This is a genomic window from Pontibacter pamirensis, assembly GCF_010015475.1.
Classification (GTDB): domain Bacteria; phylum Bacteroidota; class Bacteroidia; order Cytophagales; family Hymenobacteraceae; genus Pontibacter; species Pontibacter pamirensis.
The window spans coordinates 31,505-51,532 of the sequence record NZ_SSNI01000031.1 but is presented as its reverse complement, the minus strand read 5'-3'; the positions used below and the strand labels follow the sequence as shown (position 1 = coordinate 51,532).

17 protein-coding genes and 1 pseudogene are annotated in these 20,028 nt (G+C 51.7%); 6 read left to right on the top strand and 12 right to left on the bottom strand.

Annotation, left to right across the window (positions count from 1 at the left end; translation table 11 throughout):
- Nucleotides 1-70: 70 nt before the first annotated feature.
- The 5 genes and pseudogenes from E1919_RS20325 to E1919_RS27945 all read right to left on the bottom strand — a co-directional run bounded on the left by E1919_RS20325 (nt 71) and on the right by E1919_RS27945 (nt 3,665).
- Nucleotides 71-1,277 (bottom strand): annotated as a pseudogene (locus tag E1919_RS20325) (cation:proton antiporter domain-containing protein).
- Nucleotides 1,278-1,368: 91 nt separating this feature from the next.
- Nucleotides 1,369-2,163, bottom strand: a complete 795-nt coding sequence (locus E1919_RS20320) for a DsbA family protein (RefSeq protein ID WP_162055257.1) — start codon at nt 2,161-2,163, stop codon at nt 1,369-1,371.
- A gap of 15 nt (nt 2,164-2,178) precedes the next feature.
- Entirely contained in the window at nt 2,179-3,123 is a 945-nt protein-coding gene (locus E1919_RS20315) for a manganese catalase family protein (RefSeq protein WP_162055256.1), read from the bottom strand.
- A 239-nt stretch (nt 3,124-3,362) separates the two neighbouring features.
- The gene (locus E1919_RS27950; protein WP_262888743.1) at nt 3,363-3,494 is read right to left on the bottom strand and encodes a hypothetical protein; all 132 of its coding nucleotides are present in this window, start codon (nt 3,492-3,494) and stop codon (nt 3,363-3,365) included.
- A 39-nt stretch (nt 3,495-3,533) separates the two neighbouring features.
- Nucleotides 3,534-3,665 carry a hypothetical protein gene (locus E1919_RS27945; protein WP_262888742.1) on the bottom strand — a complete coding sequence of 44 codons (132 nt, stop codon included), beginning with the start codon at nt 3,663-3,665 and terminating at the stop codon, nt 3,534-3,536.
- A gap of 390 nt (nt 3,666-4,055) precedes the next feature.
- Between E1919_RS27945 and E1919_RS20310 the strand changes: the two genes are divergently transcribed.
- The gene (locus E1919_RS20310) at nt 4,056-6,188 is read left to right on the top strand and encodes a copper-translocating P-type ATPase (RefSeq protein WP_162055255.1); all 2,133 of its coding nucleotides are present in this window, start codon (nt 4,056-4,058) and stop codon (nt 6,186-6,188) included.
- 446 nt (nt 6,189-6,634) lie between these two features.
- Here E1919_RS20310 and E1919_RS20305 read toward each other — a convergent pair whose 3' ends face one another.
- A complete protein-coding gene (locus tag E1919_RS20305) occupies nt 6,635-9,013 on the bottom strand; it encodes a multicopper oxidase domain-containing protein (protein ID WP_162055254.1) in 2,379 nt (792 codons plus the stop codon).
- 121 nt (nt 9,014-9,134) lie between these two features.
- Nucleotides 9,135-9,569 carry a PQQ-dependent sugar dehydrogenase family protein gene (locus E1919_RS20300; protein WP_162055253.1) on the bottom strand — a complete coding sequence of 145 codons (435 nt, stop codon included), beginning with the start codon at nt 9,567-9,569 and terminating at the stop codon, nt 9,135-9,137.
- A 238-nt stretch (nt 9,570-9,807) separates the two neighbouring features.
- On the opposite strand from E1919_RS20300, the gene E1919_RS20295 reads away from it, so the two are divergent.
- Nucleotides 9,808-10,824: an ion channel gene (locus tag E1919_RS20295; protein WP_237144703.1), complete on the top strand. Its 1,017-nt coding sequence runs from the start codon at nt 9,808-9,810 to the stop codon at nt 10,822-10,824.
- 638 nt (nt 10,825-11,462) lie between these two features.
- On the opposite strand, the gene E1919_RS20290 is transcribed toward E1919_RS20295, so the two are convergent.
- The 3 genes from E1919_RS20290 to E1919_RS20280 all read right to left on the bottom strand — a co-directional run bounded on the left by E1919_RS20290 (nt 11,463) and on the right by E1919_RS20280 (nt 13,781).
- Nucleotides 11,463-12,281, bottom strand: coding sequence for a formate/nitrite transporter family protein (locus tag E1919_RS20290; RefSeq protein WP_162055252.1), 819 nt, complete (start codon nt 12,279-12,281; stop codon nt 11,463-11,465).
- A 117-nt stretch (nt 12,282-12,398) separates the two neighbouring features.
- Complete coding sequence (locus E1919_RS20285; protein WP_162055251.1) at nt 12,399-12,593, bottom strand: hypothetical protein; 195 nt, start codon at nt 12,591-12,593, stop codon at nt 12,399-12,401.
- Nucleotides 12,594-12,836: 243 nt separating this feature from the next.
- Entirely contained in the window at nt 12,837-13,781 is a 945-nt protein-coding gene (locus tag E1919_RS20280) for a manganese catalase family protein (protein ID WP_162055250.1), read from the bottom strand.
- A 470-nt stretch (nt 13,782-14,251) separates the two neighbouring features.
- Here E1919_RS20280 and E1919_RS27680 point away from each other — a divergent pair, with 470 nt between their 5' ends.
- Complete coding sequence (locus tag E1919_RS27680; protein ID WP_237144701.1) at nt 14,252-14,443, top strand: four-helix bundle copper-binding protein; 192 nt, start codon at nt 14,252-14,254, stop codon at nt 14,441-14,443.
- Nucleotides 14,444-14,607: 164 nt separating this feature from the next.
- On the opposite strand, the gene E1919_RS20270 is transcribed toward E1919_RS27680, so the two are convergent.
- Together E1919_RS20270 and E1919_RS20265 are read right to left on the bottom strand one after the other, a co-directional pair.
- Nucleotides 14,608-15,933 carry an amylo-alpha-1,6-glucosidase gene (locus E1919_RS20270; RefSeq protein WP_237144699.1) on the bottom strand — a complete coding sequence of 442 codons (1,326 nt, stop codon included), beginning with the start codon at nt 15,931-15,933 and terminating at the stop codon, nt 14,608-14,610.
- Entirely contained in the window at nt 15,917-17,548 is a 1,632-nt protein-coding gene (locus E1919_RS20265; RefSeq protein ID WP_162055248.1) for a vitamin K epoxide reductase family protein, read from the bottom strand. Before E1919_RS20265 ends, E1919_RS20270 begins: the two co-directional genes overlap by 17 nt.
- A gap of 233 nt (nt 17,549-17,781) precedes the next feature.
- On the opposite strand from E1919_RS20265, the gene E1919_RS20260 reads away from it, so the two are divergent.
- The 3 genes from E1919_RS20260 (at nt 17,782) to E1919_RS20250 (ending at nt 19,829) form a co-directional block, all read left to right on the top strand.
- Entirely contained in the window at nt 17,782-18,030 is a 249-nt protein-coding gene (locus E1919_RS20260; protein WP_162055247.1) for a hypothetical protein, read from the top strand.
- 15 nt (nt 18,031-18,045) lie between these two features.
- Nucleotides 18,046-18,978: a hypothetical protein gene (locus tag E1919_RS20255; RefSeq protein ID WP_162055246.1), complete on the top strand. Its 933-nt coding sequence runs from the start codon at nt 18,046-18,048 to the stop codon at nt 18,976-18,978.
- A 77-nt stretch (nt 18,979-19,055) separates the two neighbouring features.
- Nucleotides 19,056-19,829, top strand: coding sequence for a hypothetical protein (locus tag E1919_RS20250; protein ID WP_162055245.1), 774 nt, complete (start codon nt 19,056-19,058; stop codon nt 19,827-19,829).
- The last annotated feature ends 199 nt before the right edge of the window (nt 19,830-20,028 follow it).

Sequence of the window (20,028 nt, the reverse complement as noted above, 5' to 3'; positions counted from 1 at the left end):
AAAACTGTGAAGTCAGGTTCCTTTAGCGGCGGTTTGCAGCGCAAAGGATGAATTTTAAACATGCTCCTACTTACTGTGTTGCCTCACTTTTATTTTGCGGTTCATTCCCGTAGAAGTATTTATTAAACATGCGTGTGAAAGGAGTGGCTGTAAAGCCATGTACAATCAGAGAGGCAAAAGCCAAAAGGCTTCCCAGGACCCACGCTTCCTCCTGACTTGTCCGTTGCAGGACAAGCACGGCATAGAAAATCGTAGAAACACCAAGGGGGCCAAACCACCCAACAAACAGCGTATCGTACCAGCTGCGCAGGGGCTTTATGAATGGAGACAGCAGGTACAAGGCGGGTATCCTGCGGAAAAGCAGCACGCCTAGCGCCATCGCTACCCCACGCCAGCCGTAATCCAGCCACTGTTGCCAGGGCATCATCAGGCCAAAAAGAATAAAATTGGGAAGTATAAAAAAACTTCGAAACAGCCTTCTGAATCTTTATCTCTACCCTTTCTGACTTCTTCCCAACCGCCATTCTGAAGGCAATACCAGCAACAAATGCAGCCAAAATCCCATCCGTGTTCATCACCCTTGCTATGCCGATGACCAGCAGCGACAAGGCAACTATATAACCCAGAAAGCTACTTTCTTTGGCAATGCCCTTTGCTTCAAACCATTTCAGCATTTTTGCTGCTGCATAGCCTAGTACAGCTCCAAGCAGTATTGTAAAGCCAACCTGCCACAACATCACCTTCAGGGACCACTGGGAGAGTGCTTCGGCGGTCGGGTGGGTGAAGAGCAGGATGGGTAAGAGGACGATAGGGTAAGCTGCGCCGTCGTTGGACCCTGATTCTCCGGAGATAATATGGCGTATGCGCCCAGGAAGGTTTTTCTTAGCCACTCCTCCGGTTACTATCGTGGAGGCAACAATAGGGTCTGTGGAAGCAGCAGTGGCAGCAATTAGCATGGCAACGCTAAAGGAAATCCCTAACGTGAAATAGATTACCGCGCCCGTGCTTATCCACATCAGCGGCATTCCTATACCTAATAATATAGCTAAGGATTTCCATTTTTTCAGGAGATAAGCAACGGGCAAACGAAGAGCAATGGCCATATAGCCAAAAACAAGCGTAAGCCTGGTCACTTCCAGCAGAAAGCTGTTTTCGCTTTCCCATTTGTCGGGTTGTATCAGGCTAAAAACTGGTCCTAACAATATGCCGATCGCTAACGCTATTAAAGGCCCTGTGAGAAACCATTTCTTTTTAATAAAGCTTGAGGCGACTTGCACCAACAGAACAACGCCTCCAATTGCCGCTAATCCAATGTACAGTTCATTCAATATTCAGTTCGTATTTAAGTTTGTGGTATGATGAAGTTTACTATTTAACGGGTTTTAGAGCCTCCTCTTCCTCTCTTTCAGTGGCTCCGCCCCAGAACTTTCTGTATTCTTCCGCATCTTCTGCCTCTTGGGTAGGCTCCAGTTCCGGCGCTACCTTCTTCAGGGTGCTAACCAGCGCCTCATAGGGCCTGTATCCTACAATGAGCAAGCCCGCCTGCCCCGGCTTGTTGATGGTCAGGGCCGGGTAACGGGTGATGCGGTGGTAGCGCACCTGTCTGAGGTCTTCCTCAAAAGCCTTTCTGGCCGCTTCGCCATTCAGTTCCTGCTCAAACTCCGCATAAACCAGCAACTCAGGTTGTTCCTCGCTCAGTTCTTTTGCCACCTCCAACAGTACCGCTGTCTTAGCTATATTCCGACCATGCAGCATGATGGCCTCCCGCACACGCCGCAGGTACATCTCCGCTGCCTCCGGTGATTGCAGCCCCGCAGATTTCACAGCAATGCAGGCGGGGTAAGACGAACTGGGGGGATTGTTGAACCACACTTTGTCATCGATGGGCATGCCAGAAAGGTGCTTTGCCTCCAGCCACACCGGCCCCATCTGCAGCGGCTTCGTTACATGGTTCAGCGGATCACTGAAGCTGTCCCAGTTGGGGATCATGCCCGCCATGCGGTAGCGCCACCTTATCTTGCCGCTGTACTCGTAGCGCAGCCTGCGCCACTGGGGCTCAAAGGCCCAACTCCAACAGCAAAGGGGGTCGGTGTAGACCTGAATCTCCACCGACCCCGCTTGATTTTCTGTTTCCTTACGCTGTGCTTTTTCAACATTTGTCATACTAGGCACCTTACGCTACATGCTCTTCTGAGGATACGTGCTCCACTGGTTTTCCCCTTTAGGAACAGAGGATTTAATGTGCCCGCTGCGCTCCTCGCTCAACTGCATGTTCTGTTTGTCTGTTTCCTTTACAGTGCGATCCGTGCCCCTTGGTCCATGATCCGTCATGCCGTTAGACTCAATTACATGCTTCAACGGGTCATCCACGTAAACCCACTCCTCACCCATCAACGGCGTTTGTCCCTCGTTCCATGGTCCGCGCACCTCAGGTCCGCTCGACATGTTGAAATAAGAGTTGCTGTAGCGCGGGTCACTCTGGCGAATACCCGGCGGGAAGTTTGGTTTGATGGTGGATAGTGCCGCCTCGAACATCTGTCCGTGTGCCACCTCGCGTGTCATCAGGAAGCGGAGCGTCTCCTTCACGTAAGGATCGTCGGTGAACTGCATCAGGTACTCGTACACGATTTTTGCACGCGACTCCGCCGCTATGTTCGAGCGCAGGTCCACGGTCAAGTCACCATTGGCATTCACATAGGCAGCATTCCACGGCACTCCCTGGCTGTTGGTAAGCGTTGGCCCGCCCCCGCTTAGGACCAGGAACTGCGGGTTTACCATGGCCTCGTGTATGATGTTCTCCTTGGCAGCCTTGCCCTTGAGCAGCTGCATGATCTCAGACTGCTCCGCCAGATCCTTGAGCTCCCCATTCACCGGGCCCAGCAGCATCTGGATGGTGGCACCCACTATCTCCAGGTGGCTGAACTCCTCTGTGGCGATGTCCATGAGCATGTCGTACTTATCAGGGTAAGGCTGCCGTGCCGGGAAGGCCTGCACAAAATACTGCATGGCCGCCGCAAGTTCTCCGTTTGCACCGCCGAACTGCTCCAGCAGCATGCTGGCGAACTTCGGGTCCGGCTTGGATACGCGCGCGTTAAACTGTAATTCTTTTACGTGATGAAACATTATTACCTCCTTTTTAAATTGATATTCTCACTGTCATAACTATCGTTATGTGTGTTTTGAAACGAGGGCAGGAACAGCAGGTTGAGGTAACAGTGATTTATAAGGTGAAGGAGCGGCTAAACAATGCGACCTGCTCCTTTTTGTTAGGTAAACCGCAGCTTTAGGAAGCAAGCAGCTTCTGAGAACGTCTCACTGGCTTTCTCCAGATTCTTCCTGCTGTCTGTTAATCATGTCCACTACTAATCCGGACCAGGTGAAGTCTTCGGCTCTGTTCCCCTCCCCTGTAAAGGCATAGTAGCCGTACAAACACGCAGTTGCTTCATTTCATGGCCGGCCAGATCATAAAAGGCGGCATCTTCTTCGTGGTACATGTACTTCAGAACGCTCTTGCAGCACTGATCTGAGCGTTCTTAGTACTTGTCTGCCTCCCCGTCACCGGATGCTTTGCAAAACTCCAAGAGAGCCTGCAGGTTTTGGGCATAAATGGTGTTGAAAGCAACATCCTTTACAATAAACTTATCCTGCTTGTACAGGCGCTTCAAATTATTCCCCCCTCCTGAAGTTACCCATCTCCAACCACGCTACTTTTGAGAAGAACCGCCAGTCGCCCTTGCCTCTTTCAAAACCAAGTGCCGAGAGCGAAAAGGATGTTGTGCAGTTTGCTCACTATGTTTCCTCGTTTTATGGTTCTTTGTCTTCGGGTGTGTTTTTATACACCAGGTAGTATAAACACCGGCGAAACAACATCTAAATAATTCACCTGACCATGTGGTGCTACCACAAAGACAATTCATAAAACGTCAGTCCTTATCGAGGATTAAGACCTGTACCAGTCCAGTTCGTTTCCTCCTGTTCCTATGTCGTTATGCGATAACTACTTCCCACTTGTGTGTGTATAAAGACAAGGCGGTGAACCATAAAGTGTTATAGCAATGAACCACGATCAAGACCATCACAACCATAGCGCCAAGAGGCAGGCGAAAAGCAAGGCAGGTAAGGTTGAAGAGCGGCTGGAGGAGAAAACGCTGCACGGTCACAGCGATGCCATGCACAAAGATACGGGCCACCACCCGCCATATGATGAGCAAAGCGGGCACGAAGGCCATGGCGGTGGAGGGCACGATCACCACCGCATGATGATAGAGGACTTCAAGAAGCGCTTCTGGGTATCATTGGTGCTGTCGGTGCCTGTTATTGTTCTCAGCCCCATGGTGCAGCAAATCCTGGGCTATAAGCTGGAAGTGCCTTACAGCATGTACATCGCCTTCGTTCTTTCCAGCATCATCTTTTTCTATGGCGGATGGCCTTTCCTCACGGGGCTGGCGGCGGAGGTGAAGAAAGGGGCTCCGGGTATGATGACACTCATTGGTGTGGCCATCACGGTGGCTTACCTCTACAGCACGGCCGTCACCTTTGGGCTGGAAGGCATGGACTTTTTCTGGGAGCTGGCCACGCTGATAGTGGTGATGCTGCTGGGCCACTGGATTGAGATGCGCTCGGTACTGGGAGCATCCAAGGCGCTGGAATTGCTGGTGAGCATGATGCCGGCCGAGGCGCAGGTTATCCGGGACGGCCAAACTGTGACGGTGAAGGTAGAGGAACTCCGGCAGGGAGATATTATTCTGGTTAAACCCGGGGAGAAAGTGCCTGCGGACGGCTCAGTGGTACAAGGGGAAAGTTACCTGAACGAGAGCATGCTGACCGGCGAGAGCAAACCGGTGCAGAAAGAAAAGGAGGACAAAGTTATCGGCGGCTCCATCAACGGCAACGGTTCCCTGCAGGTGCGCGTGGAGAGTACCGGCAAGGACAGCTACCTGAACAAGGTCATCACCCTGGTGCAGGAGGCGCAGAAGACAAAGTCTGAAACGCAGCGGCTGGCTGACAAGGCTGCCAAATGGCTGGCCTACCTGGCGCTGACGGCTGGCTTTGGCACACTGGCCGCGTGGCTCGTTGCCGGTGCCGAGCTGGATTTTGCCCTGGAGCGCATGGTGACGGTGATGGTTATCTCCTGCCCGCATGCGCTCGGGTTGGCTATCCCGCTGGTGGTGGCTATTTCCACGGCCGTATCAGCAAACAACGGCCTGCTCATCCGCAACCGTACGGCCTTTGAGAACTCCCGCAACATCACCACTATTATTTTCGACAAGACTGGCACCCTGACCCAGGGCTCCCATGAGGTAGCGCAGGTAGTGGTGTTTCAGCAGACTATAAGCGAACAGGAGTTACTTAGATTGGCAGCTGGCGTGGAGCAGCACTCGGAACATTACATCTCGCAGGGCATCCTGAAGAAGGCGAAGGCGGAGGGCATCACGGTGCCACCATCTGATAAATTTAAATACCTGCCTGGCAAAGGGCTGGAAGGAACGGTGGAGGGCCACGACGTGAAGGTAGTTGGGCCGAATTACATCAAGGAGTTTAATGTGCAGGTGCCCCAGAGCCAGGCGGAGGAGGGCGTGGAGACGGTGGTGTATGTGCTGGTAAACGGGCAGGTTGCAGGCTATATCACGCTCCGGGACCAGATACGCCCTGAGTCTGCAGAAGCAATCCGGGTGTTGAAGGAAAACGGCATCAAGAACCTGCTGCTGACAGGAGATAATGAGCGGGTGGCCAAAAGCGTGAGCGACAAACTGGGCATGGACGGCTACCTGGCCAACGTGCTGCCGCACCAGAAGCAGGAAAAGGTGAAGGAACTGCAGGCACAGGGAGAATTCGTGGCCATGACGGGCGACGGCGTAAACGATGCCCCAGCCCTGGCGCAGGCAGACGTGGGCATCGCGGTAGGCTCCGGCACGGATGTGGCCGCCGAGACAGCTGACATCATCCTTGTGAACAGCAACCCGCAGGACATCGCCTCTCTCATTCTCTTCGGAAAGGCTACCTACCTTAAAATGATACAGAACCTCATCTGGGCCACGGGCTATAACATTATTGCCCTGCCGCTTGCTGCCGGGGTGCTTTACCAGCAGGGAATCATGATTTCGCCGGCTGTCGGTGCCGCCCTTATGAGCCTGAGTACTGTCGTTGTCGCCATCAATGCGCAGCTGCTGCGAAGGCAGATAAAGTAGTGTAAACCACCGCAGACTCCACATGAATACAGGGGATAAGCGCCATTTTCATAGCCTTGCGTTGGCTTGGGAACACTAAGCTGTGGCCACGTCATGGTCTTGTCGCATCCGAAAAGCTAGTAACAGATGTCTTGCTGCTGCTGAAAGCGCTCTTCATCATTCTTTGTAAGGACAAAGCAGGAGAAGGCTCATTGGAAACTGTGCCTTCTCCTGCTTTAAATTAAAAGGCAAGCCGCACTCGCGTCATTAGCGTACCAGGTTTGAACCCAGCCTTTCACCGTTGTGCTGATGTTGCCGACTACGGGTGCTTGCCCTCCTCTTAAACAGAGTTGCAAGAGAATTTATCACGCTGGTCTGTAGCGGTAGGAGTTAGTCAATATGCTCATGAAGCATCTAGCCGCTCTACAAGACAGTGGAGTTGCTACATTATGGACTAAAAGGCCTTTTTAAAACCTCACTGTTAGCCCTCCACCTGCCCCAAAGCGGTTATCGTAGCTGCTCATAAGGGAAAAATTCCGGTTAAGCATATATTCCAGGCCCGCGCTCCAGGTAATTTCCTGTTCGAAGTTAACCGACTGGTCAAGGCTTTGGGGTTCACCTGACCTTTCTACCCACCCGAAATTGAATTGGTGCTCGTATTCGCCGAAAATAAAGGTGCGGGGGAAAATCATGATTTCCCGGCTGAGTCGCAGTTCCGGCCGTAGTTTATGGTCGATGCGCACATCGAGGTTAAACATGTAAGGCGTAAAGTAGCGGATACCAGCAACTGCAACAGGGTTTACCTCATCGAGGCTGTTATCCATTTCATTTTCAACGTTTACGCCTGCAAACACACGAAAATAATCGTACAAGTATCTTTCATAGGTAAGCTCGGCTTCCAGGTTCTGGTTGTACCCAAATTCCACATTTAAATTAAATTGATTGCGGATATTGGAAGACACCAGGTTCAGCTCTGTCATGTGGGAGGCCACCTCGGCCAGGCCCCAGGTGTACAGGTGATTGCCTTCGTTAAAAAGAATTTTTCTCGGATATTCCTTCATGAGTGGGTTGCGGGCAGTCTGGTAAGTTATTGCGCGGGCCATGCCGCCCACCATGTGGTACAGCACATGGCAGTGCAAAAACCAGTCGCTGTCTTCACTGGCATCAAATTCAATGATGGTTTTCTGCATAGGGGCTACATTGACCGTATGCTTGAGCGGAGAATAGGCGCCATGTTTGTTGAGCACACGGAAGAAGTGCCCGTGCAGGTGCATGGGGTGATGCATCATAGTCAGGTTGTTGAATATAATACGCACCTTCTCCCCTTTTTCAATTTTAATCATGTCGGCTTCGGCCAGAGGTACCCCATTCATGCTCCAGATGTAGCGCCACATATTGCCTGTCAGGTTAAGCAGAATCTCTCTCTCAGGTTGATTCTCATCAATGGCAGTAGTGGCAGGGGCCTGCAGAAAATCGTAATTGTATTCTGCAAACATTCCCATTCCAGGCATTTCGGGCTCCCCCACTGGCTGGCCTTTCGCTGCTGTTTGGCCATGATGCATGGAGGCATGGTCGGTTTTAAGGGTATCAGCAGCCGGTTCATGAGAATCATGCTCCATGGCAGGCATCTTTTCCCTGTTCATGCCATGTTCCATTTTCGCATCTTGCTCCATATCCATACCTTCTACCGTCTTTTCACCATGTTCCATCTGCATGCCCCATTCTCTCATAAACTCGTAGGGCTCTACTTCGCTCGGGTTGAACTTCATGGCCGGCGCGCCCATGCGCATATCCATTTCGGCCATCTGCATCATCATCCCTATTTTGTCAGGCCTTGGCAGTACCTCGGCTGCTAATACAGGACCACTGCCAAAATAGGCATGTGTAGCCCCTGAACCATCCTGCGCCATGGCCCGCATCTGGATTTGCCCACTTTCAGGAATGGTGACAATCAGGTCATAGGTTTCTGCTATGGATATAAAAAGCCTGTCTTTTTCCACCGGAACCACATCCAGCCCGTCGGCCGATATCAAAAGGGGCGGAGCGCCCCCGAAGGTGAGCCAAAACTGAGAAGATGCGGCTGCATTAATGATGCGTAGCCTTACCTTATCCCCGGCTTCATACTTAGTGTAGTACTGTACTGTATCGCCGTTCGTTAAAAAGGCCGGGTAATAGATGTCTGCGATATCTGCTCCTTCCATGCGCTGTCGCCAGAAATCTAGTTGAGCGCCCAAGGCACCTCTGGCAATTACCTGGTTTAATGGGGTAGCCGTACCTTTTCTAACATTGTACCATTCGTTGCCGCGCTTCAGGTTTCGGAGTACATTCCTGGGTTTCTGAAAAGTCCAGTCAGACAGCACCAGTACCTGTTCATGGTCGTAACTATAGCTGTCGGACGGTTCTTTAGGTTCTATGATGATTGACCCATATACACCACTTTGTTCCTGCAGCATGGTATGGGAATGATACCAGTAGGTGCCAGCCTGAATGAGGGGAAACTCATACTTCTGAATATTCCCGGGCTCTATAGGCGGTGTGGTCAGGTAAGGTACTCCGTCATAAAAGTTGGGAAGCAGCAGGCCATGCCAATGCACGGAGGTTTCCACGTCCATTTCATTTTTGACGTACATCACAGCATATTCTCCTTCTGTAAAGCGAAGAGTAGGACCGGGAACACTTCCATTGACAGTCATACCCATACTCTCTCGGCCGGCTATTTTTACTTTTCCCTGGTTAATAGTGAGACGGTAGACGACGGTGTCATTTTGTGCAGCTGTCTTCTCTCCGGTAAATATCAGAACTGTTACCAGAATAACAACCAGAGTATTGAATGCTAGTGTTTTCACGTTTTTTGCTTCTTACGTTAAATTAAATGCTAGTACTTGTGCCGGTAAACTTACCGTTGAGCTTTAGCAGAGGCAGTTGATAGTGGGAACAAACAACTGTCTTAAGGGTGGCTGGTTCTGCTTAATTAATCTGATAGACCTTCCCTGTGTTGCCATGGGGACCGTGTTCATCGTTGACCAGCAGTGCCCCACTGTTGTCCTGGCCAAAGCTCAGCAGATAGTGTCCTAATGAGCCATCTGCCCTGTTGCGGAAGTGAAGCTTCCTGTACTCCCAGGGCTCTTGCTCTCCAGCTACGCTGGCAGCGAAAATAGCACCGTCAGGTTTTTCATGATGCTGCGTCCACACGCCGAAAAGATAACTCCCGTTAAGCTGCGCCTGCCTTTCCCCTCTGTACACGTAGCCGCCTATACCTGCAATTCCCAACCCCTCCTCAGGGTATGTCATGCTGTTCTTAAACTCTATGACAGGGGCTAAAGCTGTTGCCAATGCTATCCGCATCAGGGCAATCTGGAAGGGGGTTCTTGTTATCGGCAGCGTTAAAGCAAAGCGTTCCATCCGTAGTATCTTGGGTTATACCCACCCACTCTTCAAGTGTTTTATATATTTGGCACTTACTTTTATAAATTTTAGTAGCAGGGCATTGTCCTTGTTCTAGAAAATACAAATAGCCGCTGTAGCCTTGCCTACCCGCCAAACCTCAGGCGCCTCCCTTGAGGCCGTTGGGAGTCGGTTCACAAACCCAACCAAAGTAGTTACGTTTAGCAGACAAAACTAATCTTACTACCTGCTCGTCATGAACGTCTTTTATTTTGCTCTTGGAGCGCTTGTTTTTGCCATCACCGCACTGGACATCATCAAAACCACCCTTTCCTCCAACGGCGGCGGCATGGTAACGATCCTAGTGTCTCGGGCAGTGTACAAACTTTTCTTCTTAGCTGCAGGAAAGAGGGGAAAATCCAAACTCTTGAGCTATGCAGGTCCAGCTGTGCTGGTTTCTGTGCTTTTAGTCTGGATCGTTGGATTTTGGTCGGGTTTGTTTCTCGCCCTGTTGTCCGACCCCGGTTCTGTTGTGCACAGCATCACCAAGACAGATGCCAGTGCGGTGGAGAAGCTGTACTACGCGGGGTTTACCCTGTCCACATTGGGGGTAGGGGACTACGTTGCCTCGAACGACTTCTGGCGCATCGTCACGGATATGGCGGCGTATTCCGGGCTGGTTTTCATTACCACCTCCATCACCTACTTTCTGCCGGTGCTTTCTGCGGTCAGCCTGCAAAGCACGCTTAGCCTGTACATCAGCGGCATGGGTAAAAACCCGCAGCAGGTCCTGACCAAAAGCTGGAACGGCAAAGACTTCGCCTCCTTCTTTGACAACACGTCGGATCTTTGCCAGATGCTGATAAAGCACACCATGAACCATCAATCATACCCCGTGATCCATTACTTTCACAACAGCCAATCGAAGCTGTCCGTTGCCCCGGCCATCGTGCTGCTGGACGAGACGTATCAGCTGCTGAGAAATGCCCTACAGCAGGATGTGGCTGTTGATGAGGTGAAGGTGTCGATGCTGCAGACTGCACTGGACTCTTACCTGGAGGTGGTGAGAGAAAACTTCTTGAAGAACGCCTCCCCCAACGAACAAGCTCCTGCCCCTGACCTAAGGCAGTTGGAGGAGAAAGGGGTACCGCTGAAGGGTGAGGAAGCTGTAAAACAATATTTCGAACAGGACCTAAGGGAGCGCCGCAAACTGCTTACTGCACTGCTGGAGATGGACGGCTGGTCCTGGAAAGAGGTCTACCAGCCAGAATAATAAGCCTCTCTTCCGTTTTGGGAGCAAGTCCACAATAGAGTTACCCAAGGGAACGCAGGCTTGTGCCCTTGCTTCTCTGCTTTTGTCCGGCTTTTTGATGACGGGCAGCTTTCTGCTCTCTTCCAGGACAACAGCCTCTTCCTTGCCCATGTCGTGCAGTCTTTTTGCTCCTGCCGCTGCGAGCACTTCTACCTGCTCTACCCGCTGCTTTTTCATGTCCTGCACCAGAAACTGTCACTGATAGTACAGTTAAACAGGGCTGACCGCAGTGTGGCTGGCAAACTTCCCCGACCTCTTCTCCAGCCAGGTTTACGTAAACTTAAGGCTCAAGAGCAGCACCAAAACCACATGCATTTCTGCCATTGAGATTTGGCCGGCGGTAAGAACAAAACCGAGCACTAAGCCCAGAAGCACTTTCAGGGCTTAGTCATAGGAGCTCATGCGCAGCGGCATTCGCTTTGCAGAGACTCCCAACACGCGAAGGACACCCACACTCGCTTCGCTGCCGATTATGAGAATGCGAAGCAAGGGGCAAATCGATTTTATAAAAAAGATACCGCATTGATGATGATATTCTTTGCTGGCTCCCACCTTAGGCTGTCTGGAGCTTTCTTGTGGTTTAACGGGTAATAAAGGCACTACTTTGTACTCTCACGCGTCTTTATCTGCGCATGGTTGATGGCAGCCACAAGCACGACCCCTCCCACTACATTTCCAATTAAGGCAGGTAAAATATAGTTTAGAAGAACAGTCCACCAGGATGCCTGTTCCATCGCGGCCAAAGTGAAAGTTTCTACGGCGCCTGCTATTACATGGCTAAAGTGCCCTACTCCTACAATATAGGTAATGATTATGATAACCCATATCCGGGCCGTCTGCGCATATGGTAAGAGCCAAACCATCAACGCAATGAGCCAACCGGCAAATATTCCCCGCACCAGTACAGCGCTGAAATCCGGCTCCATGGCCTTTTCCCCTATTTTGATGAACGCCTGGTGGACGTGCGCGTCGAAGGCCGTGGTATGTGCCGCGGCCAAATTGATAACAAGCGCTCCCAGTAAGTTGGCTACGAGCACCACACCCCAAAGCCGCAGCACATTCCAGAGCGTGGCTCCGTCTTTTCGTTGCAGAAGCGGGAGGATGGGTTTCAGCGTGTTTTCTGTGAACAGCTGCTGCTTGCCGAGTATAACAATGAGGAACCCTATGCTGTAGCCAAAGTTCGAAACCAACGTGCTCCACCTTTCATCCGGCAAATAAGCAAGTAGCAGGCCCTCCGCAATCATGGAGAACCCCATGGACAAACCGGCAGCCAACCCCGACCAGAACAAGGCGGAGGATGGGCGGGTGAGTTCTTCCTCCGCTTCCTCAAAGATGGAGTCATGTATGGCCTTGGCCGAGGGTGAGTGTTGGACAGGAGCCTCCTGCTCACTTGTACCGGTGTTTCTGTTTTCCTTCATGTGTCTTTTATGATGCCCCTGCTAACTGCTACTTCAATTGCTCCTTTTTTTAAAAGCTAAATTCCTTAGGTTCTAGCACCTACTCTACTTCTCTAATTGTGGCTCCGCTCCAGTACGTTAAGTATTCTTCAGCTCCTGCTCAAACCTTGCATATTCTATTAGTTCAGGGCTTTCCTGGTTCTGTTCCTTTGCCACCTCTAAGAGCACCTCTCTTTTGAAGATATTCCGGCCCTGTAGCATAATAGCCTCCCGCACCCGGCGCAGGTACATCTCTGCCGCCCCGTGCACCTCACAGCAACACAGTCCGGACAAGGCGAACCAAGTGGGTTATTGAACCACCCCCTGTCTTCTACGGGCATGTCGGAGAGATGCTTTGCCTTCAGCCACTCCATTCCCAGCTCGGAATCATGCCCGCCATGCGGTAGCGCCACTGTGACCCGTAGGACCAGCTCCAACAACAAAGAGGGTCGGTGTAAGACTGAATCTCCACCAACCCTGCTTCTTTTTCTGTTGACTGTATTCTGGCTTACCTTCTGTCATAGGCATAACCCTATGCTACATACCCTTCTGAGGATACGTGCTCCACTGGTTTTCCCCTTTGGGAACGGAGGACTTGATGTGGCCGCTGCGTTCCTCGCTCAGCTGTATGTTCTGTTTATCTGTTTCCTCTACGGTGCGGTCCGTGCCCCTCGGCCCGTGGTCTGTCATGCCGTTGGACTCGATCACATGCTTCACCGGGTCGTCCACATAAACCCACTCCTCACCCATCAACGGCGTTTGCCCTTCGTTCCATGGCCCGCGCACCTCAGGGCCGCTCGACATGTTGAAGTAGGAGTTGCTGTAGCGCGGGTCACTCTGGCGAATGCCCGGCGGGAAGTTCGGCTTGATAGTAGCCAGCGCTGCCTCAAACATCTGGGCATGGGCCACCTCGCGCGTCATCAGGAAGCGGAGCGTCTCCTTCACATATGGGTCATCCGTGAACTGCATCAGGTACTCGTACACGATCTTGGCGCGCGACTCCGCTGCAATGTTGGAGCGCAGGTCCACTGTCAAGTCGCCGTTGGCATTCACATAGCCTGCATTCCACGGCACCCCCTGGCTGTTAGTGAGTGTGGGGCCGCCGCCGCTTAAAACCATGAATTGGGGGTTTACCATGGCCTCATGGATTATGCTCTCTTTGGCAGCCTTGCCATTGAGCAACTCCATAATCTCTGATTTGTCAGCCAGGTCCTTCAATTCTCCGTTTACCGGGCCAAGGAGCATCTGTATGGTGGCTCCCACTATCTCGAGGTGACTGAACTCCTCTGTGGCGATATCCATGAGCATATCATACTTATCCGGGTATGGCTGACGTGCCGGGAAGGCCTGCATAAAATACTGCATGGCTGCCGCCAGCTCTCCGTTGGCACCGCCGAACTGCTCCAGCAGCATACTGGCGAACTTCGGGTCCGGCTTCGATACCCTTGCGTTAAACTGTAATTCTTTTACGTGGTGAAACATATGTTTTCATAGTCAATGGTTGTACAATAGATTAATTTAAGTTCTTTTTAACGAGCTGCGGACGCAGAAGGGTTAGGAACGCCACAAGTATATGGGAGTAGTTCCAAGGGAAAACAGTGTTTCAAAGAGGGATCCTGTTGATAGAGACGGACTTCTTTGAGGCAGCAAATGGGGCCGGGAGGATATGGAGGGAGCGGGCTGGAAAAGGAGGGGTCACTCAACCTAACCCGCGTGACCCCGTTAACTTTATACAGGCCTGTGGCCCTAAGTAAATTATAGATCCTAAAATAACTTAAGCTATGAATCACAACCATGAACACAACAACAGCCCTCACAAAGACCTGCTTCACATCCTGGCCCAGTGCGCCGACGAGTGCGACCACTGCTTTGACATGTGCCTGGAAGATGACAGAACCGACGCGCTGGTGCGTGCGCTGAGAGCGTGCCGGGACTGCGCCAAGGTGTGTCGCATGACAGCAAGCTTTGTAGCCTCCGGCTCGGACTTCGCAATGCGCATGACCGAACTTTGCGCCGAAGTCTGTAAGAAGTGCGCCGATATCTGCGAGAACCACAAAGAGGAAGAGCAGGAGACGATGCATTGCGCCAGGATCTGCCGCGCCTGCGAGGAAGCCTGCAGGAAGTACCAGGGCACAAACGCGTAAAGTTTCCGTGTACAGAGACAGGGCACAGGCAGCGGATTTTGCCTGTGCCCTAAAAAAGCCGGTAAGTTGGATACAAACCTGTAGTACTGCTTTCACCGCTGTTCCTTAACAACTACATGAGGGGAAAGTGAAGGAAGCTCTTTTGGGCAAGTGCTGTATGCCCCTTACTCCTTAGCCTTTTTATCCTCTTCCTGCTGCCTGTTAATCATGTCCACTACTAATCCGGACCAGGTGAAGTCCTTGGCTCCGTTCCCCTCCCCTGTAAAGGGATTGTAGTACTCCCTGAAGCCGCTTTTGCTAATCAGCCGCTTCACGCTCAGCAGCAGTGCCTGTGCCTCCTGCCGGTACCCCTTCTTCAGCAGGAAGTCCTGCATAAACCAGTTGAACACTACCCAGGTGGGGCCGCGCCAGATGTAAAGAGACTCCCCGGGGTCAAATGCCGGCTCCCGAACAGAAAGCGAGGGAATAGTAAAGGGAACGCTGAAACCGTCTTTGTGCAGTAGGTGGCGCTGCAGTACAGCTTCGCTAATATGGTGCGGGATGCTGGGCAGCGCGATCGGGAAAAATATAGTAGCCGTACAAACACGCAGTTGCTTCATTTCATGGCCGGCCAGATCATAGAAGGCGGCATCTTCTTCGTGGTACATGTACTTCAGAATGCTCTTGCAGCACTGTTCTGAGCGTCCTTGGTATTTGTCTGCCTCCCCGTCACCGGATGCTTTGCAAAGCTCCGAGAGAGCCTGCAGGTTTTGGGCATAAATGGTGTTGAAGGCAACATCCTTTACAATAAACTTATCCTGCTTGTAGAGGCGCTTCAAATTGTATCCCTTCCTGAAATTACCCACCTCCAACCACGTTACTTTTGAGAAGAGCCGCCAGTCGCCCTTGCCTCTTTTAAAGCCAAGTACCGGGTCAAAGCTGGCTTTCCAGTCCATGCCCGATTCGTAGGGAGAGATGATAGACAACAGTCCTTCCCCCTCAAAATCACGGTTGCGGTGAAGCCAGTCAAAATAGGCTTTCAGCTTGGGCAGCATCTTCCTCACGAAGGCCAGATCTTGTGTGTGTTTGTAAATCCGCTGTACTGCCTCGGCAACGAGCGGCGGTTGCACCAGCGCCGACATGTGAGGGGGGAGCCGAAGCAGGTACCGGGGCCTTAGCTGAAAAACATCGGTAATGCGTGTCGGGAATGGGTGCTTCCAGTAAAGAATGTGGCCTACAAACCCGTCCTCGTCCTGCAGTAGAAATAAGCTTTTGATGTGCTTTTTGGCCATTTCATACTCGCCCAGCGCTGTGAGCGTGCACACGTGAAAGCAGGTGTCCCAGAAGTACTGAAAGGGATAGGTCTCAGGCGAAGGCCTGGTGTAATGGTACGTATAGTCCCTCTTGTGGCCCTCAATCATGTTATCATACATGATCTTTCGTACCTGCTGCTCTATCTGCTCATCGTTTAGAAGCTTTTCATCCTTTGTCATCTTATTTGATATACTCATCCCAGCCTGCATAATTTTGTGTTTTAGGACCCAACGGCAAAGCAAGTGCCGCTACTGCCAGTCCCAGGACCACGCCTGTTATACTTAAACCCATTGGGCTGTTGCTCAAAAACCAGGGGGCAACAGCTACTATTAGCCCCAGCAGTATGTTCAGATAGCGGCAGATGCGCAGTGGCTCTCCCATACTAATCACGGACACCACCACAATGAGCGAGCCGCTCAGGTGGAAAACATCGGCCACCGTTTCCTGTATGCCCACACCGAATATGCCGGGCGCCGCCACCAAAGCCATGCCCAAAAGTGTCGCCACACTCAGTGTCCACGGGAAGCTCACTCCCCAGATGGAGGCGCTGTACACCGGCCCCGGCTTTTGCGGGAACTTCATCATCTCAGGTGCCTCGTCTTTTGAATCGCTTTCGATATTGCCGCCTTTCCAGAACACCTTCCAGAAGCTCTTCCCCTGGTTCACCTTCCTTTTCATGAACTGCCCCATGGCAACCACCTCATCTACCTCCAGCGGAATCATGGGTATCATGATGGCCGCAGCCAAAATGCAGAAAGTACACCAAGCGCCCACTATAACTGGTTGGCTGATGACCAGGAAGATGTGCACCAGCCCCAGCGGGATAACTAGAATACCGAACACGGCCACCATCCAGGGCATCGTGCGCCAGCGGGTGGGGGCTCCCATCCAGCCCATCAGAAACTCAAAGGTGTAGGCCATGGCACCCAGACCCGCGTCTGAGATGGGCAGCGAGTGCGACATGGCCGAGTTGAGCACCTGCTCGCTCTGCTGCCCGAAGAACGGGTCCCACACGGAGTCGATGTAGCCCAGCTGGAAAGCCGTCAGGTAGCGCGACACGAGCCATCCGACGAAACCGAGCACCATCATAATCCAGCGCTGCGGCCAGCTGGAGGGGTTGTAGCTCCAGCCCGGAGGCGTGTCAGGCCCCATCTTCATGTACATTATCATGTTGGGCATGCCCGGTATGAGGATGGTGAGCCCGATGATGAGCGCACCCACCATGGTGTCGTTAAGGTAAGCGACTGCCGTGGGAGACCAGAAGATAATGGGCGCCATAGTGAGCCAGATACCTATAAAGCAGCAGACCCACAGGCTGACGGGGCGGTTGGGCGTAAGGCCGCGCCACCCGAAGAAGATGAGCAGCCCGCCGCTGATGATGTCGCTCCACTTCATGAAGGCGATGCGCTGGTCCAGCGAGAGCCACACGCTTCTGCCGCCCGACGGCTCCACGGTTCCGATGCTATAGTCGAAGGTGAGGGGCGAGAGCAGCACCCATGCGCCTAGGATAATTATCATCCAGTACACCCACAGGGTTTGCATGTGGTGCATGTGCAGCATTTTCTCCCGCATCTCATCAGACATCTTCATGCTTTTGCCCTCTCCTTTCTCGTGCTGATGACTTTCGTGCTGGTAATCCCCCCTTTTGTGCTGGTCCTGTTTTTCCTGGCCGTCTTTGTGCATCTTCTTGTTGTGCTGCCGCAGCTCCTTCTCAGCCATTGGCCTTGTCACACCGCGCATGCCCATAGAGCTGCTGTGTTTGCCATTGCTATCTTTATTATCCTTGTGCTCATCCTCTTCGCTGTTTTTCATCGGGGAGTGTTTTTTAAGTACAAATTCTAAAATCTGCTATACGAGGTATACATACAGAGGATATTACCAGCATATAGCCGGATAATAAACGCAGAGACCTAACCCTGCTATAAAACAATTGAATGCAACTCGGCGGTGAACTGATGAAAAGAGCGGTTCCTGCTATTAGCCAAGCTGAGAGACAGGTAAAGTAGAAGTTAAACCTCTACCTTATGATGTGAGTAGAATGTCCTATGGTAGAATCAGAGAAGAACAACACGGAGGGCATCAGGATATATGCCTTGGCAGCTTACACTCCAACAGGGGACAAGGAAGCATTGGAGGCTTTTGCGGGGCAGCTCAGACAGGACGCTCTTCCTGAACTGGAGCAGGCACTCAGTGTACCTTATCATTATCATTTGGGTGAGGCATTGCACCTGGATAACACAGACACCCGAAGGGCAGACGACTTTATGCGCGAATCGCTTCTGCGCATGGTTTAGACTCCAAGCGATGTTGTGCTGGTTATTACTGATACGGGTATAGTGTCTGAAAGCCAGCTCATGGTACCTGGCCTTGCGGCGCCCCGAAGCGCAGGTGATTGTTATCTCCACCAAGAAGCTGCTTATGCACCATTCGGTGAGCCGGTGCTTTCCCTTGACTCCCCTGCTGTGCGCTGGAACGCCGCCGCTCTGTTCCTGCACCTGATGGGGCACCTGATGGGTCTGGAACATTGCAAAGAGGGCATCATGGCACCCTTCGAGTTCAGAGAGGAGCGTAACCGTATTCCGGGTTACTCACCAGATGAGCGGGCTGCCCTGGCAAAGGCGGCCAAAGAACTGCACGTTCGGGAGGTGCCTACTAAAGGAAACCTGCACCACCTGGTGTTACACCTGAAGGCTGCCGCCAAAAATCCGCGGAAGGTGCTTGCGCTGGCCTGGCGAAGCAAAGCTATCCTGCTGCCCTTTACCCTCACGAAAGTAACCACTGCTGCCCTGGCCCCGGCTTTTCTGATGTTTTTTACAGATGAATTCTGGTGGGCCGGCATTAACCTGGCCCCCGCCTACGTCTGGTCGGCGGCGGCGGCCATCCTAAGTGCTACCTGTTATATCCCCTTCTCACAGGAGTTGCTGTTCCCACACCGGGAGAAACGCGTGATCACTTCTAATGTGGCGATCGTGAACATTGGCATGTTCCTGACCATGTTCTTCATGGTGATCGGGCTGTTCATCATCATCACGTTGGCTATACTTATCCTGGAACTTTGGCTTTTCCCGGCTGACTTCATAAAGCACTGGTTCACAGACTTCGGTTTTCAGGTGGGCTGGCATGAACTGTTGAAGATCGCGGTGGTGGTGAGTACGCTGGGCACCCTTACTGGCGCTCTGGGCAGCGGTTTCATCGGCCAGAAAATAATCCGGGCCGTTTCGCTTTTCTATAGAGAGCCATAAGCAGTTTTTTTAGTAGTGCCTTACCCATTCTTCTCAGGCACCTTAACTAAGAACAAAATCCACTATCAGTTCCTCATATGAATGACACCAGTATCATCATATCACTTGCAGCAGTAGCGGTGCTGGCTTGCATCCATATTTTATCTGGCATCTTTCGTGTCTTCGATGGAATACCCAGAAACCCTCTCCTATCCTTCTCCGGCGGCTTTTTAGTTGCTTTTGTCATATTGGTTCTGCTCCCGGGTTTGGGTAAGGGGGAAGAAATTCTTATGGAGAAGGTAGATAGCAGGGGCTTTTTCTCTTACCTGCCGCATCCTGTCTACCTCATTTTGTTTGTTAGCCTTTGCTTTTTCTACTGGACGGAACAAGTAGCACAGAAAGCCCTGGAGGAGCGTGAGCAAAGGCCAGATGTTCATTTTAAAGTTTTCTGGCTGCCCACACTTACGTTTGCCATACTAAACTGCATCATAGGCTTTCTTTTGCTGGCTAAAATGGAAACGGGGCTGTCGGCTCTGCTTATGTTTGTTATTGCCATGGTGCTACAGTTTATCCTCAACGACAACAACCTGTACACGAAACAAAAGGAGTTCTATAACAACAAAGGGCGCTGGATACTTGTAATGGCTGCTTTGATTGGTTGGGGAGTGGGTGCTTTCGGGTCTTTTTCTGACGCAATACCGGCTATTTCACAGTCCTTTTTGGCCGGGACAAGCTTGCTTACTGTGTTTGAAAAGGAACTGCCCGAGGTGCAGAAAAGTAACTACCTGGCTTTTGTGCTGGGAGGTGTTTGCTACGTCATTTCTCTTTTGATCATAAACTGGCAAAGCCCAAAATCCTTTGGTGATAACTAACAGGTAGAGCATTGGAATTGCAAAAATTTCTGGAGGGATTTTTCAAGAATTCATTGTTCCTTGCAGGAAAAGGTTTTTATACTGGCATGGCGTCAGATAACCTTGTTACCTTTTATCTAAGGCGCTCCCCCATGCTATGCATTGACTTGGGCAGAACCTAAAGCGGAGGCTCCGTTAAAAATATTATTACGTTTTTTCA

Bases quoted from the DNA above. Each gene is read 5' to 3' on its own strand.
- E1919_RS20290 (WP_162055252.1), bottom strand. From the start codon at position 12,281: ATGAAGGAAAACAGAAACACCGGTACAAGTGAGCAGGAGGCTCCTGTC.
- E1919_RS20265 (WP_162055248.1), bottom strand. From the start codon at position 17,548: ATGAAAAACAGCGAAGAGGATGAGCACAAGGATAATAAAGATAGCAAT.
- E1919_RS20250 (WP_162055245.1), top strand. From the start codon at position 19,056: ATGAATGACACCAGTATCATCATATCACTTGCAGCAGTAGCGGTGCTG.
- E1919_RS20320 (WP_162055257.1), bottom strand. From the start codon at position 2,163: ATGACAAATGTTGAAAAAGCACAGCGTAAGGAAACAGAAAATCAAGCG.
- E1919_RS20315 (WP_162055256.1), bottom strand. From the start codon at position 3,123: ATGTTTCATCACGTAAAAGAATTACAGTTTAACGCGCGCGTATCCAAG.
- E1919_RS27950 (WP_262888743.1), bottom strand. From the start codon at position 3,494: ATGTACCACGAAGAAGATGCCGCCTTTTATGATCTGGCCGGCCATGAA.
- E1919_RS20310 (WP_162055255.1), top strand. From the start codon at position 4,056: ATGAACCACGATCAAGACCATCACAACCATAGCGCCAAGAGGCAGGCG.
- E1919_RS20300 (WP_162055253.1), bottom strand. From the start codon at position 9,569: ATGGAACGCTTTGCTTTAACGCTGCCGATAACAAGAACCCCCTTCCAG.
- E1919_RS20295 (WP_237144703.1), top strand. From the start codon at position 9,808: ATGAACGTCTTTTATTTTGCTCTTGGAGCGCTTGTTTTTGCCATCACC.
- E1919_RS20280 (WP_162055250.1), bottom strand. From the start codon at position 13,781: ATGTTTCACCACGTAAAAGAATTACAGTTTAACGCAAGGGTATCGAAG.
- E1919_RS20270 (WP_237144699.1), bottom strand. From the start codon at position 15,933: ATGAGTATATCAAATAAGATGACAAAGGATGAAAAGCTTCTAAACGAT.
- E1919_RS27680 (WP_237144701.1), top strand. From the start codon at position 14,252: ATGACAGCAAGCTTTGTAGCCTCCGGCTCGGACTTCGCAATGCGCATG.
- E1919_RS20260 (WP_162055247.1), top strand. From the start codon at position 17,782: ATGGTAGAATCAGAGAAGAACAACACGGAGGGCATCAGGATATATGCC.